The organism is Acinetobacter sp. Root1280 (assembly GCF_001425285.1).
Taxonomy (GTDB): Bacteria; Pseudomonadota; Gammaproteobacteria; order Pseudomonadales; family Moraxellaceae; genus Acinetobacter; species Acinetobacter guillouiae.
Genome location: NZ_LMED01000023.1, coordinates 1 through 16,262 on the forward strand (window position 1 = coordinate 1; position 16,262 = coordinate 16,262).

The window sequence follows — 16,262 nt, forward strand, 5'->3', positions numbered from 1 at the left end:
CGTCCTGTTTTAATCATCCACAGTTCAAGCATTGACATATAGGGATTCAGTCCACAGGCTGCGGCACAATCACTACTGCCAATGCCTTGTTTACGCACATTGAGCCATTCGGCTTGTGAGATGGTTTTGGTTTCAGCTAGGCGTTTGGGTTGCTTTTTTCGTTTTGAAGCTAATGAATAAGTTTTTGATCCTACAACAGGACCTATGATGGGTTGGGATAAATTTACGCTATGTTGTCTCATGATGTATTCCTCTAGCGTCTAGTATGAAAGACATAAAAAAATCCCATGCTTTTTTGGCATGGGATTAGAATTGAAATCAGTATGTTTAAATGGTATTTAGTCGATGCGATAACTCAGCTTAATTTCGTCAAACCTTGCAAGACGGATAAAGTCAGTATGGTAGATGTGTCGATATCCATCTAAGACCAGATATTGAGGGTGTGGTATTTCATCCACGGTTCTCACCTGCACTTCCTGAATGGGGTAAATTAAAACCACTAAATCCCCTATCTTAAATTTGTACTCAAAACAGTCATCTGTCATCAAATCCTCTGCGTGATGGCGATATTGTCTAAATAAAACCTCGATACCTGTTTTAAGCAATCATCCTTAAGGCTTGTTCTAGCCCACGTAGTTTTAAGCCTGCCCCTGCACCAAACCATGCTGAATCAAGTCGATGATCTTGGCTCATGGCTCGACGTTCATGGTCTGAAAATTCCGTGATACTACATAACAAACCGTAGGCAGTATCTTTGGCTGAGGATAGTTCCGCACCTCTCCCATGTCCATTAAACATGGTCATGACTTTAGACATGGCTCGTCCATTCGGTTCAGTTTTATTGGCATCTGCGCTATTGGCAACTTGCCTGTAATATTGAATAAAACGTTCATCTTGTTCAGCGATACTCAAACTGCTGTTATTAAACACGGCATCAAAATAAGCAGCCGCTTCTTGCTGTGTGACTTTACGTTGACTGAGCTGCTTCATTTGATACATGTGTTCATCCCATGCCCGTACAGAAATACCCAATTGTTGTTTGATCTTGTCTGCATCAAACTTGGTGCTGTGAGGGACTTTGACTACACCTCGACTTGCATCATGTCCTTTTAGCGCTATGGCTAAGGTGTTATTACACACCACACGAATTGAAGTAAATTGTGCTGTTGTGGCGAGCGTACCATCACAAGCCGTAGCTAACAGAATATAGCCATTGCTGACATCCTTACCTTTGAGTGCTGAAGTCTGTCCTGTTTTCGCCAATGCCCAGAATTTCTTGCCACCTTTAAGTACCCCAGCAGTCTCTAATTCAAAACCAGATTGTTCAGTCAGGTCTCGATAAAATTCTAAAATTTGTTTAGGCTGAACTTCTTGATAACGTTGACTGACCACAGATAAAGGTGCATGTGTATCAGAACGATACAACACCCGTTGTTCTTCAAACGGCATGATGATGCTCTGTCCACGTGCATTCTGTGCCATATAGTTGACATTAGAGCTTTCAATCTGCCAATCCATGCCAGCTTGTTTTGCCCAGACTTCGATGGGTTGATTTGGGCTGAGTTGATTACCGAGTCCATGCCAAGGGGTTTGACCGACATAAGCCATTTGTTCAAGTTGATGTGCCATAAGGTTTTTCCTTTTATTGAGTGAATAATGAATTGAATCAATTCAGTGTGAATATTTCAGAATGGGATATTGAGTAGATTGTTTAAATTCATCCGGTCTGTTGAATTTCGAAGTGTTCCTGACATTGCTCACACTGGTAATGTAGGGTGATCAAATTGTCTTGCTGTTGGATGTAAAGTAAAAACATCCCTCCAGCGGCTAAACCAATAAAACCACCAACAAAGGGATTAATCCCCAGCCGTTTAGAGATTTGCATACCTACCGTTGCCAGTGACATTGGTGAGTACGATGAGAACGTGAACTTAGTTTTGGATTGTGATTGTTGACTTTGCCTGAGCAATTGCACATGCGGTGAATGGCAATAGGGGCATTGCTGCATAGTGTTTTTCCTTGATTTATGAATAAATAGACATAAAAAAACCACGAGCATCAGCTCGTGGTTTTTAGGGTTGATTCGATTTAGAATTAAACGTGTATAGCTTATCGATTGACTTTAGGTACAGCCAAACTAGATGGACTTCTACATGGTCGGATACTCTGGATATATTGCCCATCACCTGTATCTTTAAAGAATCCATGTTGAGACTGGATTTCTAAACATTGCCCTTTTTTATAGGATTTGATTTGTTTGACAACTGTTGCAGAAAGTGCATAACGATTAAGGATTACCTCACCTTTGGTGGTCGGAAAAATAACTGCTTCTTCACCAAACCCAACATCTTTTTTTAAGATGATTTGTTCTGTCTTTGCCATCACTGCGGTTGTTAAAAATAAGCTGATTAAAGCACAGCTGATAATTTTAATATTTTTCATGGTGATATTCCTGTTTNATGATTTGTTCTGTCTTTGCCATCACTGCGGTTGTTAAAAATAAGCTGATTAAAGCACAGCTGATAATTTTAATATTTTTCATGGTGATATTCCTGTTTTAATGGGGTATAAAAATGATTGAAAATTCAATTTCTAAACAGCTGACTGTTTAAAAACAAGGTTTATAGCCTTCGCTTAAAACTTGATTGTTGCTTTGGTTCCAACTCACCACATACCAGGTACATTGATAACGATCTGAGTCCCATGCGGCACGATAAGTAATGCTGTTGCCCTGCTGACTCCAACCTTCAACACGCTTAGCCACCTGATCTGGGCTAGATCGTCCCCAAACCTCCATGAGATGTGACGCTAACATTTGATCAATACTTGAAACGGTTGCCTAGATCGTCCCCAAACCTCCATGAGATGTGACGCTAACATTTGATCAATACTTGAAACGGTTGCCTTAAGATCAGCTGGTGCAGTTTTGATTGGCTTTAGCCCATACTTTGCAGCATTTGAACTTAATGTTTTTCCCTCATGATATTCAGAATCGACTTGCATAGTTAAATGCTCAGTCGCTGAGTTTTGTGAGGCTTTAGCTGCTTCCACTGTTGCGACCGCACCAGCAACGTCATCTTCACTAGGGCCTAAATGCTCAGTTTGTGTTGTTGCATCTTCAGGTAAACCTTGATCGGCTGATTCAGATGAAGCTTGGGTCACATCAGCAGTTTGAGTTTTTTGGGCTTTGGTCTGTTCTATTGCCAGCTGCGCTAACTGTAGCTCTGCTTTACGTTGTAGATGCTGGTTCAATAGATAAGCACCGATTACTACTAAAATCAAAACTACGCTGATGATTTTCCAGTAAGGTTTTGGTGTGGGACTTTGAGTTGAATTTGTCATTGTTATGCTTCTTGATGAGTTTTAAGAAAATAGCCATTCTAAAAAGGTAAAAGGCCAGACGAAAGCTCGTCCCCCCAAAGGGTTTTACAGTGCTTTTGAATTAAATTACGAAGATACTCCTCAAGCTCAAATCTGTTATTACACTCCTGATCGTGAAACTTCCTCTGGTCTCGTTGATAGGCTGCTGGTGATACATACATCGCCTGACAAATTTCGATNCTCAAGCTCAAATCTGTTATTACACTCCTGATCGTGAAACTTCCTCTGGTCTCGTTGATAGGCTGCTGGTGATACATACATCGCCTGACAAATTTCGATATATTGATCCACATAAGGTATTTCCTGTTCAGTTAAACCATATTGAAGAAATAGCCTATTTGCGATGTCAAGGACACGCTTAAATTGGTCTACTGGGAACATCAGTTGAAAACCTTGAGAAATAAGTTGCTTAAAGACTGGAATTAAATCACAGCATTGCCGAGCATAAGCCCTGAGTTTTTGTTCATTTCGTCGATGAGTCAAACGCTCACTATCCAGTGTCTGACTCACTTCTAAAATCAGTTGCTCTAGTGCAATTAGGGTTTCTGTTTCATTTATCATTCGATTGTCTACTATACTATTAAGTTTCATAGGTAGCGCATCTGAATATTTTTTAATTTTTATTGTTCTAAATCCATCAGTCTCTATCTTGTCGTCTTATCACGACTAGATAGAAATATAGGAAATTCTAAATCTTATGATTAAAACTGAAATGATATGAGTAGTAGAGATAGAATGCATAGATATTAAGTACTAGAAATGATATGTATTAAAGATATATTAGATATATGATATATAACATCATTTACCTAGGACCTAATCTAAAAAGTCCCCCCGTATTTCCGACTAGTCTTCAATTCAAAATATCACCATAGCTTTGATTTCTATGCTTCAGCCCGAAGCGGAAGTTAAGTCTCTTTCTTTTCCTTTTTTCTAGATCTTTTTTTGTAGCCATTTCTCCCGCGAATCAAAATTTGATTCTGAAGGATGGCTGTATGCATCCAGTATAAATCACGATGAATCAAGGCAAATAAGTGACTGGAGACATAACGTTTAGGGTGATTTTTTTTAATGAATCTTGACTGAAAAGACTCGATGTACTCAATAATGCCGTCTTGCAAAAGAATTTGTTTCACCTTTATTTTATCAATATTCAATGCATTCATCTTTTTACCTAGACGTAAATCCGCCTGAAGCTTGAGCTTTTCAAACCAACTTTCTGGTCCTATCGATTCTATATAACGTTCATCCAAATAAAATGTGAGGGTCGCAATATATTTAATCTTCTGCTCATCTACCTGCTGAAAACTCCAATATCCAATATACCCCATCAGCTCCTCATGAGTTTTGTTAAAATGATCAATAACATTTCTCAAAAGGGTATCGATTGGTTTTAAAGATTGAGAATTTTGAACGGTAATCGTAAATTCTACATCTCTATAAATATTCTGTTTGATTTCCAGTTTTTTTACGTAGCTCTCAACCGCGAGAAATGATCTTTTTTTGACTCGCTCCTGCACCATTAACCAGTCTTGTAATGATTCTGTGTGAAGCCGTCGGCTAGTCAGCAGGCTATCTAATTTGGTAAAAGCAGCAGCGGGCATCAAATGCTCATCTACCAAGCCCTTTATTTGTTCCTTAAACATTTTAAGGGGTAAAGCCATTAATTCACGAATCTTCTGATGTAATGCAGTTTTATACAAACTAAAACCATAGACATGAGAATATTGTTTTGGGAGCATTAAAAAAGCAGCGATAAAGCATAGAATCCGTGGGCCCATAAAATCAGCATACTGAAGTAAAATTTCAATATTCTTGTGTTCTTGTACATCATCCTGGATTAAACCGCCCCAATCGTTTTCCTTAATTTCTTTACCGACATTCATAACTGGATCTCTTTTCCAGACAGGGGCTAAAAGCACCGCGACTTCCATCCGGATCATTGCCGGTGTGAAGTCCAGAATATTCTGGCTGTATGACTGATCAATATAGGGGATGTGTTCATAACTCAGCCCAATATCCAGGATATCCTTTTGCAAAGGCTTAAAAACATTTTTTAATTTTAATGCTTGTAGAAGAGACTGATTTTCCTGATGATGTTCCAATTTTTTTGGTTTTCTTGGCGTAATGGCATTTTTACGGATTTCTCTAGGTTTATCGGCACAGTCATACGGCTCCTCTTCAGTCCAAACAACCTCCCTATAAAGTATTTGTAAAAGATGTAGTGCGTTGGCAATATAAGCAAGTGTTGTTCTTACAAACTGTGTATAACTTGGTCCGCTTCTAGAAATGACTCCGGCTTGTAAAGTCGCGGTACGGTAAAGCTTGATATTGAGCAACTCTGACAAATGATCTAAAGGTTCGGTTTCTAAATTATGATTTCCCATACATATGGCTTGCCAAACAGTAGCAATATTTTTATATAACACATCTATCGCAATACTTTTAAAATTTTCAAAAACCACTACACAAAAGTAAAAAAATTGCCCATCAATACCATATTCAAGTTTATAAAACAGACCAAGATAATGTTCTTGCTTACCCATTTGATTACGAAGTTTTTTTAAAGCTTCATTTAAAAATTGAATTTGAGCTTCACCATAGTGTTCGGGTACAAATAAATTAACACAGAGTATTTTTACACTGTTTTTTGAACCTAACATTTGATCAAACTTAGATTGCAATTCTGTGATCCGTTTATCTCTTAACTTCCAAATGTCTGACTTAAAATTCTCTAGAATAGATAAAGTTTTTTGCAAAATAATAATATTTCTTTTTTTAATGAGATCAGTAAAACTTTCTTTGCGAGTCCCTACTGAAATATTTTCGAGCCATATACAATAAAGTTGATAAAGCGCCTTCGTATAATCGGAGTCGAGCATGACCTTAGCTATGCCATGTAGTTGACCAAATAACACAACATTTGCCGGCTGTATCTGCGGCTCTATCTGCCCCATATCCAAAGCAGGCATTTCTTCTAGCTCAAAACACCCTATTCCTCGTTTATATATTTCGTGTAGTAGGTCAAATAGATCCCGCTCTTCATTACGTTCTAATTTCCCGTTATACACAAAACTTAAAATGAGTTTTTCAAGCTGTAAAACGATTTTAAGATAAGCCATTACAGCATAATATTCATCGCGCAGCCCCATCGGTTTGATGTCAATGGGCTTAATCTGCATCAGATAAAAATTCAAATGAATTTGTAGCTCTTTGGTACGCTGTGTGTACTCAATTTTTGAAAGTTTCATCTAATAAACTCTTCTCAAAAGCACAGTCATATAGACCACCCAATTATACAAACTAAAAATAGCACACTTTTTCACAGCCCATAATTAAAAAATAATCTCACAAAGCACATTTTCTAAGTTTTTTAACTAAAAGTTGAATCGCTTTATAAGTATAATCACTCAACACAAAGGCTTATTTTAAACAGATTTAAACATGGAAAAATTAACTGTACTTCAGCTAAGCAAACGAACAGGACTCTCCAGAACACAGATTTATCATTTGCAAACAAAAAATAAACTCAAAATAATCAATGGAAAAATAGATTTTGAAGAAGTAATGCCAGCCATTATCGAGTTACTCGATAAAAAGTCAAATAAAGATAGTGAAATTAATTTTAAACAGATTTTAAACCTACTCATTTCGCAAAATATCTCGCTACAAACACAGTTAAACTTTGCGCATGAGCGCGAAAAAGAATACCTTGCTGAGCTTACAATTTATAGACAGCACTACGCCCAAAAAACAGTCCAAAACCCACCAAAAGTTGAGGGTAATACTCAAATTGAGCTAGAAAATAATGTAGTTGATACAAACGAAAATTATCAAAATCAAATGCAATCTAAGATAGAAAATCAGGCTCACCTAAAGTCATGCCAAAGCACTAAACAGGAAATAGAATCTATAAATGAGGCTGGAAATTCTCCTCTTCCTTCAGAATCTATCCATAATGAAATATCCTTGCCTAAATCGAAAAGTTGGGATACTGAACCAAAAAACTAAAGTACTGAGAAAAATGATGATGCTTTCATTGGCACACCTTTTACAACCCAAGATGACACAAAACCATTGCTAATTAAAAATAGACATAAAAAACCTACAGCCCCGATTGCAAAGACTAAGTCAACAAAACTCATTTATCCAAGCCCAATTCCAAAAAAGCAAAAAGTAGGACTACCTACTGATCAACTAATTAAAGATCAAGATAACCTTGACAAAAGGATCCGCATGACTATGAGTATTAAGAACAAGATCAAAAAGTAGGCATGCGGTACATATATGAGTCAGTCCTGTAAGAGCTCAACTTAAACTCAATTTACCTATTATCCAAAGCTGTCTGAATAATTCTTATTTTAATTATTCCAATCCAAAATTTTATGTGGGTTACAATATGGGACAAAGCACAGAAAATAAAAAATTTCTTGTAAAAAAAAGGGTTTTTTCTAAATTTGACGTAAGAAGCTCCCGTATAATCCCTATCTCATATTGCCTAAACTAATAGAATTTATAAATTGCTAGATTAAAACAATCTATATGAATCACACACCTAAAGACTCCAAGTAATCAGCCCATTTTTGTAACCATATTGCACATTCATTTTCATATGTATGTAAATTATATGTTCCCTCTATTCCCTTTTTAGAATGCCCTAATATAGCTTCAGCAATATCTGTTGGACATCCTAGTCTAGATAAATTAGTTCTCAACGTCCTTCTTAAATCATGAGGATTCCAGTCTTCCATATCTTCTGGCCATAACTGGTGTGGCTGCAAATTATGATTTGTAGCTCTATCTTTCCCCCTCAAGACCCACTTTGTTTCAGTCAAAGTTTTTTGAGCTATGGGGTTCCCTGTTCTAAATGATGGAAACAAATAAATACTATTCATAGTTGGCAGAGTTTTTAAGTACTTTATACATTGTTTCGAAAGCTGGACGAAACGCTCACTACCATTTTTTGTGCCTTTTAAATGCCAAGTACCTTTCTCTAAATTAATATCCTTCCATTCAGCTGCACAAATCTCACCTGTACGTGCACCTGTCCAGAGCGCTATATGTAATATACTTTTATGATGTTTAGAAAATCCTGATACAGGTAACCAAACAAGCACCTGTTTAAGTTCGAAATCGGATAATACTCTTGTCCTTTTACTTGAAGTAAGCTTTATTCTCGTTTGCTTTAAACTAGATTTGGCTAACAAAGCTGGATTAGCAAAACTCTCAGAAAAATAATCTAAACCGATGGCGTAATCATATGCAATGATCAATTCTGATAACACACGTCCCGCCTGTACCTGAGCTCCTCGATCAATAATCTTCTTAATAAACTCTACAATATCTTTTCTAACTACGCTTTCAGCTTGCAAATGCCCTAAAACCGCAACTACATCAGCATATAGAGTTCGTCTTGCTTCAAGCTGTCCTTTTAAATTTCGCGCACCTTTTATATTTTTCTTAATTCCAGAGCGAGAATCAATAATCACTTTATCTTCAATAACTTCAGTTAAATAAAGGTCAACTACGTCTTTTACAGTTAAAATTTTATCAGTTTCTGATAGTTTTTCTTTTTTATTTTTGATTACCAGTTTTCCTGCTTTCCTTTCAGTTACTGGACAAACACCTTGCGATCTTAATAACTTTAAACGCTGAAGTTCGATACGCGCTTCAGCAAGTGACATGATAGGATAATTACCCAATGTAATTTTTTTCAATGAATTATCTATTGGACTCCTATAGCGGTAAACGAAACTTTTCAATCCAGTTTTGCCACAAACCACTCTCAAACCAGAATATTCACCAATATCACTCTTTACAGCATCCCCTGTCTTCATTTTATCAATAGCACGAGCAGATAATGCCACTTTCTTTTTGTTGTTTATTTCCTCAATCATATCAGTATTCCTTTTTGTTAATTAGCTTCAATTTGTTAAAATACCAAATGTGAGAAATTAACTACATCTCTCACACACTGTTGACTCAATTTTGACATAAAAAAAGGTACACCAAAAGGTACACTTTTTTCTTAGATTAGGTTGGATTCGCACAGAAATTGTTAGAATTGGTTGGACAGCCAAACTTTCAAAAATAATTTATTTATTGTTTAAATTTAAGGATTTAATATACATGAATAGCAAAGAAACAATGGCTGACTTATCTTCTCATACCCCAATGATGCAGCAATATCTAAAAGTAAAAATGCAGCATCCACACTCTTTAATGTTCTATCGCATGGGCGATTTTTACGAACTGTTCTTTGACGATGCAAAAAAAGCCGCAAAACTTTTGGGTATTACCCTCACTCATCGTGGTAAAGCCAATGGTGAACCTATTCCAATGGCAGGTGTTCCATACCATGCTGCGGAAGGCTATTTGGCGCGTTTGGTTAAAAAAGGCGAAGCGGTTGTCATCTGTGAGCAAATTGGTGAAGTCACAGGTAAGGGACCTGTTGAACGCGGTGTAGTGCGAATTATTACCCCTGGAACATTGACCGATGATGCCCTGTTAACCGCAACACAAGCATCGAATCTTGTTGCAATCTGCTTTCAACAAAACCAAATTGGTATGGCACTGCTGGATTTAAGTGCGGGTATTTTTAAAGTTCAACAACAAGAATTTAAATCTGAAAGCTTGGCGATTGAATTAGCTCGCTTAATGCCAAGTGAGATATTGGTCGATGAAGACATAGTCGACCCAAATATTATTGAAGATATTAAACGACAAATTGAATGTCCAATTACCAAACGACCTAATGTCGATTTTAATTTAAATAACGCGCAGAAAACCTTATGTGACCAATTCGCAGTTTCCACACTTTCTGGTTTTGGTATTGACCATTTACCCTTGGCTAAAGCGGCGGCGGCTGCACTGATTCATTATGCCAAAGAAACTCAAAAAACTGCGTTACCACATATTCGTTCAATTAAATTAGAACAAAGCTCAGATTTTATTGCACTTGATCCTGTTACACGCCGTAATTTAGAAATTATTGATCCATTATTTGAGCACGGTACTTCGCTATTTAGCTTAATCAATGATTGCCAAACTGCAATGGGCGGACGATTGCTGGCACGTACATTGATGCAGCCCATCCGTGATACTCAAATCTTAGATGCACGTTTAGATGCAACGGATACTTTACTCAAAGGCTACCATGAAAGTCCTGTTCGCTTAGTCCTAAAAGAAATTGGCGATATTGAACGGGTTTTAAGTCGTGTTGCACTTGGCAGTGCACGTCCTCGTGATTTGGTGCAGCTTCGTCAAGCATGTGCACAAATCCCATTCTTAAGACATGCAATCCAACCGATTCTTGAGACTCAGCAATCTAAATTGATTGTGCAATTGAATGAAGAATTGGGCGATTTTAATGGATTACACCAACGTTTACTGTCTGCGATTGTTGAACACCCACCTGTATTATTGCGTGATGGCAATGTAATTGCAGAAGGTTTTGATGATGAGCTCGATGAACTGCGTAAAATCCGTGATCACGCAGGCCAATTCCTGATTGATTTAGAAATCAAAGAGCGAGAAAACACGGGCATTAATACCCTGAAGATTGGTTATAACCGTGTCAGTGGTTACTATATCGAACTCACCCGTGCCCAAGCAGAACAAGCGCCTGATCATTACATCCGTCGTCAGACGCTGAAAAATGCCGAGCGTTATATCACCCCAGAATTAAAATCTTTTGAAGATAAAGTACTTTCCAGTGAATCACGTGCGCTTGCGCGAGAAAAACTACTCTTTGAAATGTTATTAGATGAGTTAAGAGCGGATATTGCCAATTTACAAATGATGAGTGCATCGATTGCCCATATCGATTTATTGGCAAACTTTGCCCATCAGGCCCGTTTGAATAATTGGAATCGACCTGAATACAGTCCAGAAATCGGGATCAAAATTACCGCAGGTCGCCACCCTGTAGTTGAGTCACTCAGTAAAACGCCATTTACCCCTAATGATACCCTACTCGATTTCAATCATCGTATGGCGATCATTACAGGGCCAAACATGGGCGGAAAATCAACCTTTATGCGTCAAACTGCTCTGATTAGTTTGCTGGCGTATTGTGGTAGTTTCGTCCCAGCTAAAACAGCGAAGTTAGGACCAATTGACCGTATATTTACTCGAATAGGCTCTGCTGATGATTTATCTACTGGTAAATCTACCTTTATGGTGGAAATGACAGAAACATCTCAGATTTTGCACCATGCAACCAATCAGTCTTTGGTGCTTATGGATGAGGTTGGTCGTGGTACAAGTACTTATGATGGACTATCCCTAGCTTGGGCATGTGTGCTTGATCTAACCAAACGAATCAAATGTTTATGTCTCTTTGCCACACATTATTTTGAATTAACTGAACTTTCAAAAGAAGTGGCAATTGATAACTACCATGTGACTGCCAAAGAGTTAAATGGTAATTTGATTCTATTGCATAAAGTACAACAAGGTCCTGCCAGCCAAAGTCATGGTTTACAAGTTGCAAAACTTGCAGGGATCCCTGCGGGGGTGATTAAAGAAGCGCAAAAGCGTTTAAAAATTTTAGAGAAACAACAACAGCAACAATTGCAATCCGTTGTGCAAAATGACTTATTTGCAGAAGTTGAAACCATTGAGCCTGAAAAGTTTGAACACATCATTGAAATTGAAAAAGTCGTTGAAGTTGAAAAGTCATCACCAGTACTCGATGCTTTAGCAAATATTGATGTCGATGATTTAACCCCTCGCCAAGCGCTTGATCACCTCTATGCATTAAAAGCAGCTCTAAATGCATAAGCAATAACAGCTATCCAGTCTAAGTAATTTTGAAATTCTCTACTTAGGCTGGAAATAACTTGAATCTATTGATCTTTAAATAGCAATCTAGACGATAATTTAAAGCACTCCATAATAGGTGATTAAATAGGGTCTGTTGACAATTCGTCTATGTTTGCGACTACGTGTGTTTTTTAGGTGATACGAGACACGAAATACGTAATTTAGTCATTCTAAATCAGTAGTTCGTAACAACGTAGCGGCAAAAAAAACACTAGTCCCGAAGGGTTGTGGCTAAAATTATCTCAGCCTACGTTATGAAACTCGAAAATAGTCTCGCTATTCTCTTCGTTTCATGCCTTGCCTGMTCTCATTTGGCAACATATTGATCGACGTGAATTAATCACTCAAATGTATCTACAACAAAAGCAAAATTTACATTTGGTCGATTGTTTTTATGATGTGCAAAGCTGGGATGAATATCATTTAGAAAATGATCCCCCGCTGTTAAAGCAGCATCTTATTCAAGGTGGACGATGTGTGGGCGCATTTAATCAATTGAATCGATTAATTGGTGTGCAACTGGTATCTAATCAAGTCATCACTGATTATCCAGAGGCGAGGCTATTACAATATTTTTATGTCGATGCAAATCATCAAGGCCTTGGTCTTGGTACACAGCTCATGCATTCAGCGATAAAATCAGCTGAGCAACTTGGTGCACAACAACTGTATATTTCAGCAACACCAACCCAGCGTACTGTCGACTTTTATCTTAAACAAGGCGCGCTGGTCTTAGAAAAACCTGATCAGCAGTTATGGGAATTAGAACCTGAAGATATTCATCTTATCTATACTTTGTGATGATCTGACTCATACTGAAAATACAGGTCTAAAGAATTCTAAATAGTTCTGAATATAGCAATTGGCTAAAAAAACAGCATACCAAGGTAATAACCCCATTTCGCTTCTGTGATTTAGTCTCATATTTATGTTCTTTTTTGAATATGTTTAGCATTTTTTCACCTATGGCAACATCAAAATTACAGCGCATATTTTAAAAAATGCATAATTCATCACAAGTTAGAAGAATTTTCTATAAAAAAAATTGATTTAGCAGGTTCTTCTATATTAAATATCAATAAAAGCAATTGTTAGTTTGCGGCGTTTTCCCTAAAATACAGCATTATTAATTAGAACCATATTTTTAGGTAGCTGACGCCATGACCTTTGTTGTCACTGAAAATTGTATTAAGTGTAAATATCAAGACTGCGTAGAAGTATGTCCAGTAGACTGTTTTTATGAAGGTCCAAATTTCCTAGTCATTAGTCCAGACGAATGTATTGACTGTGCGCTATGTGAACCTGAGTGTCCTGCAAATGCAATTTTCTCTGAAGATGAACTCCCTGAAGGTCAAGAAGTATTTATTGAATTAAATGCTGAACTTGCTCAAAAATGGCCAAACATTACTCAAATCGGTGATCAACCTGAAGATCGTGAAGAGTGGAATGGTAAAGCCGATAAATTACAATACTTAGAAAAATAAGTATTGTATAAAAAAGATCAGCTTAGGCTGATCTTTTTGCATTTTAATATGTAAATTGTACATTTATTTGCAATTTATCCATAATACACGCGCCAAACTAGACTAAAATAGCCCGTTACTTGCTTTAGCTAATATTGAGAATGAAATTTATTTTGAAAGGTTTACTTGCTGTCGGTGTTACTACAATGATTCTGGCTGGATGTACATCTTCCCCTCAAAAGAATCCAACAATTAGCACGTCGCATGGTCAGCGTATTTACATCCCCGAAGAAAAAATTACGATTGAGCGACCCATTCCTCCTAAAACGATGCCTTCATCTTATCGCCAATGGCTGATCTATGGAGACAATCAGTCACGTGCACGTGATTATGAACGTTTTCTTGAACAAAATAATGCTGGAAATATTATTCCTAGTTTTGAGTTATTTAAAACTGCGCGTGATTGGGACAAGTGTGGTAAGTCTGAATATATGATTCCAAGTCGTGAGCTTTGGAGTAATCAATTACCGACATTAAAAGTATTTAAATACTTGGTTGCCTCTAAAGTTCTGACTGATTTTACTGTAACCTCGGTATATCGAGACTTACCTTTAAACCAATGTGCCGGTGGTGCTGGATCTTCACGTCACCTATTCAATTCAGCCATTGATTTCCGTATTGGGCCAGAAAATCCTCAACCTCAAGATTATGCGTATATTGAACATACCAAATTCAAATTATGCCAGTTCTGGTCGCAGTATGGTCAAAGCTTAAACATGGGCTTAGGACTGTATGCTTCAGGGCAAATCCATATTGATACTCAAGGTTATCGTACTTGGGGACCTGATCTCACCCGTAATAGCTCAATGTGTAATTTTTAATACTCACATTCAATTTAAAAGAGATCAATAAGATCTCTTTTTTATGACCAAGTATTTGATCACTGATCATATTTTAGATCAAAACAGCCTTAAATAAAAAACGCCCAATGAAATTCATCGGGCGTTTTTTGAAATAAAATTAATCTATTTCAAACGTCAATCAACTGGATATCAATCTAGTCAATTGCAGGCGTATAGGTACCATCAGCAATTGCATCTTTAATACGGTCAGCTTCTTCTAGCACCAAGGCAAGAAGATTCTTGACGTTTTCTAAAGTTGCAACTGGACTTAAAGTGGTCATTTTCAAAGATTGAACCTGTCCAACTTTAGTTACACCAATATTGGCTTCACCACGCGCAAATAATTCATCTGCAACGTTTTGGTTCAAAGTATCAAGCAATTCAACTGGATAATTATCAGGTATTACACGGAATAATACCGATGCAAATTGTGGATCAACCAGCATTTCCAAACCAGCAGTAGCATTGATGTAATCTGCCACTTCACGAGTTAGCTTAACGCCATGGTCAATCATTGAACCATAAAGCTCTTCACCTAGGTTTTCAATCGTCATCCACAATTTCAACGCATCAAAACGGCGTGTAGTTTGTAGAGATTTAGACACTAGGTTCGGTACACCATGTTCTTCATCATAAGCAGAATTTAAATATTCAGCTTCATAATGCATGAAACGATAGTTCGCTTCATCTTTCAACAAGAACGCACCACATGAAATACTTTGGAAATAATGCTTATGGAAATCCAATGTAATCGAATCAGACAATTCAATGCCATCAAGCATTGAACGGTAGTCATTCGATAAGATCAGTGCACCACCCCATGCTGCGTCGATATGCATCCACGCGCCATATTTATTGGTGATTTCACGCACTTTCTTCAATGGATCAATCGCACCAGCGTCGGTTGTTCCAGCAGTTGCAACAACACAAGCAACAATTTTACCTTCAGCCTGTAAATGCGCCATGGTTTTTTCGAGCGCATCAACATCCATCTGTGCATTTTCATTGACTGGAACAGTCACCACAGATTGGAAGCCCATGCCCATCATTGCCATGTTCTTTTGCACAGAAAAATGTGCATTTTCAGAACAGATCACTTTGACATTACGCATGGCATCACTTGGAACGCCATCACGTTGCACAGACCATGGCAGACCATTTTCGTCTTTCCAGTTCTTGGCAATACACCAGTCACGCGCTAACAATACGCCCATCAAGTTAGATTGAGTGCCGCCAGAGGTGAACACACCTGCCTGACCTGCACCATAACCTACTTTTTGACGCAGCCAGTCGATCAATTGAACTTCCATCAAAGAACCTGCTGGGCTTTGATCCCATGAGTCCATTGATTGGTTGGTCGCATTAATCAAGACTTCAGCAATTTGACTTGTCACCATGGTTGGGCAATGCAAATGTGCTAAAGAGTGTGGATGATGTACTTTCAAACTTTTGTTCAGGAAAAGCTCAACCATACGCTCAAGCGATTGGTGTAAACCTAGACCTTGTTTAGACGGTGCAAAAGAAATCGCTTCACGAAGTTCTTTAATGCTCCCACCTGTATACATTTTGTCATTTTGCAACCATGCTGCGACCGCTTTAGTCGCCTCACCCATTGCTGACTCATAGTCAGCAATGGATTGAGCATCATTGCAGAGTAACGCTTTACGATGTTCTGCAAAATCTACCATGA

At 37.8% G+C, this 16,262-nt stretch carries 12 protein-coding genes and 2 pseudogenes; 5 read left to right on the forward strand and 9 right to left on the reverse strand.

Annotation, left to right across the window (positions count from 1 at the left end):
- From ASC84_RS14070 to ASC84_RS14105, 7 genes and pseudogenes are all read right to left on the reverse strand, one after another.
- The coding region (locus tag ASC84_RS14070) for a YqaJ viral recombinase family protein (RefSeq protein ID WP_162242538.1) at positions 1–242 on the reverse strand (242 nt) is incomplete at its 3' end.
- A gap of 355 nt (positions 243–597) precedes the next feature.
- Complete coding sequence (locus tag ASC84_RS14080; RefSeq protein ID WP_056515798.1) at positions 598–1,629, reverse strand: DUF932 domain-containing protein; 1,032 nt, start codon at positions 1,627–1,629, stop codon at positions 598–600.
- A gap of 88 nt (positions 1,630–1,717) precedes the next feature.
- Positions 1,718–2,008 (reverse strand): hypothetical protein, encoded by a 291-nt coding sequence (locus tag ASC84_RS14085; protein WP_056515801.1) that lies wholly within the window; start codon positions 2,006–2,008, stop codon positions 1,718–1,720.
- Positions 2,009–2,109: 101 nt separating this feature from the next.
- A complete protein-coding gene (locus ASC84_RS14090; protein ID WP_056515804.1) occupies positions 2,110–2,442 on the reverse strand; it encodes a hypothetical protein in 333 nt (110 codons plus the stop codon).
- Between the two features lie 166 nt (positions 2,443–2,608).
- Positions 2,609–3,342, reverse strand: a pseudogene (locus ASC84_RS14095) (hypothetical protein).
- A 38-nt stretch (positions 3,343–3,380) separates the two neighbouring features.
- Positions 3,381–3,560: pseudogene (locus ASC84_RS23315) on the reverse strand (hypothetical protein); the annotation flags it as partial.
- A gap of 729 nt (positions 3,561–4,289) precedes the next feature.
- A complete protein-coding gene (locus ASC84_RS14105) occupies positions 4,290–6,632 on the reverse strand; it encodes a hypothetical protein (protein WP_056515808.1) in 2,343 nt (780 codons plus the stop codon).
- Positions 6,633–6,825: 193 nt separating this feature from the next.
- On the opposite strand from ASC84_RS14105, the gene ASC84_RS14110 reads away from it, so the two are divergent.
- The gene (locus ASC84_RS14110; protein WP_227515154.1) at positions 6,826–7,392 is read left to right on the forward strand and encodes a hypothetical protein; all 567 of its coding nucleotides are present in this window, start codon (positions 6,826–6,828) and stop codon (positions 7,390–7,392) included.
- A gap of 536 nt (positions 7,393–7,928) precedes the next feature.
- Here ASC84_RS14110 and ASC84_RS14115 read toward each other — a convergent pair.
- Positions 7,929–9,278 (reverse strand): site-specific integrase, encoded by a 1,350-nt coding sequence (locus ASC84_RS14115; protein ID WP_056515811.1) that lies wholly within the window; start codon positions 9,276–9,278, stop codon positions 7,929–7,931.
- 232 nt (positions 9,279–9,510) lie between these two features.
- Between ASC84_RS14115 and mutS the strand changes: the two genes are divergently transcribed.
- From mutS to ASC84_RS14135, 4 genes are all read left to right on the forward strand, one after another.
- Positions 9,511–12,165 carry a DNA mismatch repair protein MutS gene (gene mutS / locus ASC84_RS14120; RefSeq protein ID WP_056515814.1) on the forward strand — a complete coding sequence of 885 codons (2,655 nt, stop codon included), beginning with the start codon at positions 9,511–9,513 and terminating at the stop codon, positions 12,163–12,165.
- Between the two features lie 339 nt (positions 12,166–12,504).
- Positions 12,505–13,008 (forward strand): GNAT family N-acetyltransferase, encoded by a 504-nt coding sequence (locus ASC84_RS14125; RefSeq protein ID WP_056515816.1) that lies wholly within the window; start codon positions 12,505–12,507, stop codon positions 13,006–13,008.
- A 359-nt stretch (positions 13,009–13,367) separates the two neighbouring features.
- Positions 13,368–13,691, forward strand: coding sequence for a ferredoxin FdxA (gene fdxA / locus ASC84_RS14130; protein ID WP_004721686.1), 324 nt, complete (start codon positions 13,368–13,370; stop codon positions 13,689–13,691).
- Positions 13,692–13,831: 140 nt separating this feature from the next.
- Positions 13,832–14,551: a D-Ala-D-Ala carboxypeptidase family metallohydrolase gene (locus ASC84_RS14135; protein WP_004721687.1), complete on the forward strand. Its 720-nt coding sequence runs from the start codon at positions 13,832–13,834 to the stop codon at positions 14,549–14,551.
- 176 nt (positions 14,552–14,727) lie between these two features.
- On the opposite strand, the gene ASC84_RS14140 is transcribed toward ASC84_RS14135, so the two are convergent.
- Complete coding sequence (locus tag ASC84_RS14140; RefSeq protein WP_004721689.1) at positions 14,728–16,260, reverse strand: aspartate aminotransferase family protein; 1,533 nt, start codon at positions 16,258–16,260, stop codon at positions 14,728–14,730.
- Between the last annotated feature and the right edge of the window lie 2 nt (positions 16,261–16,262).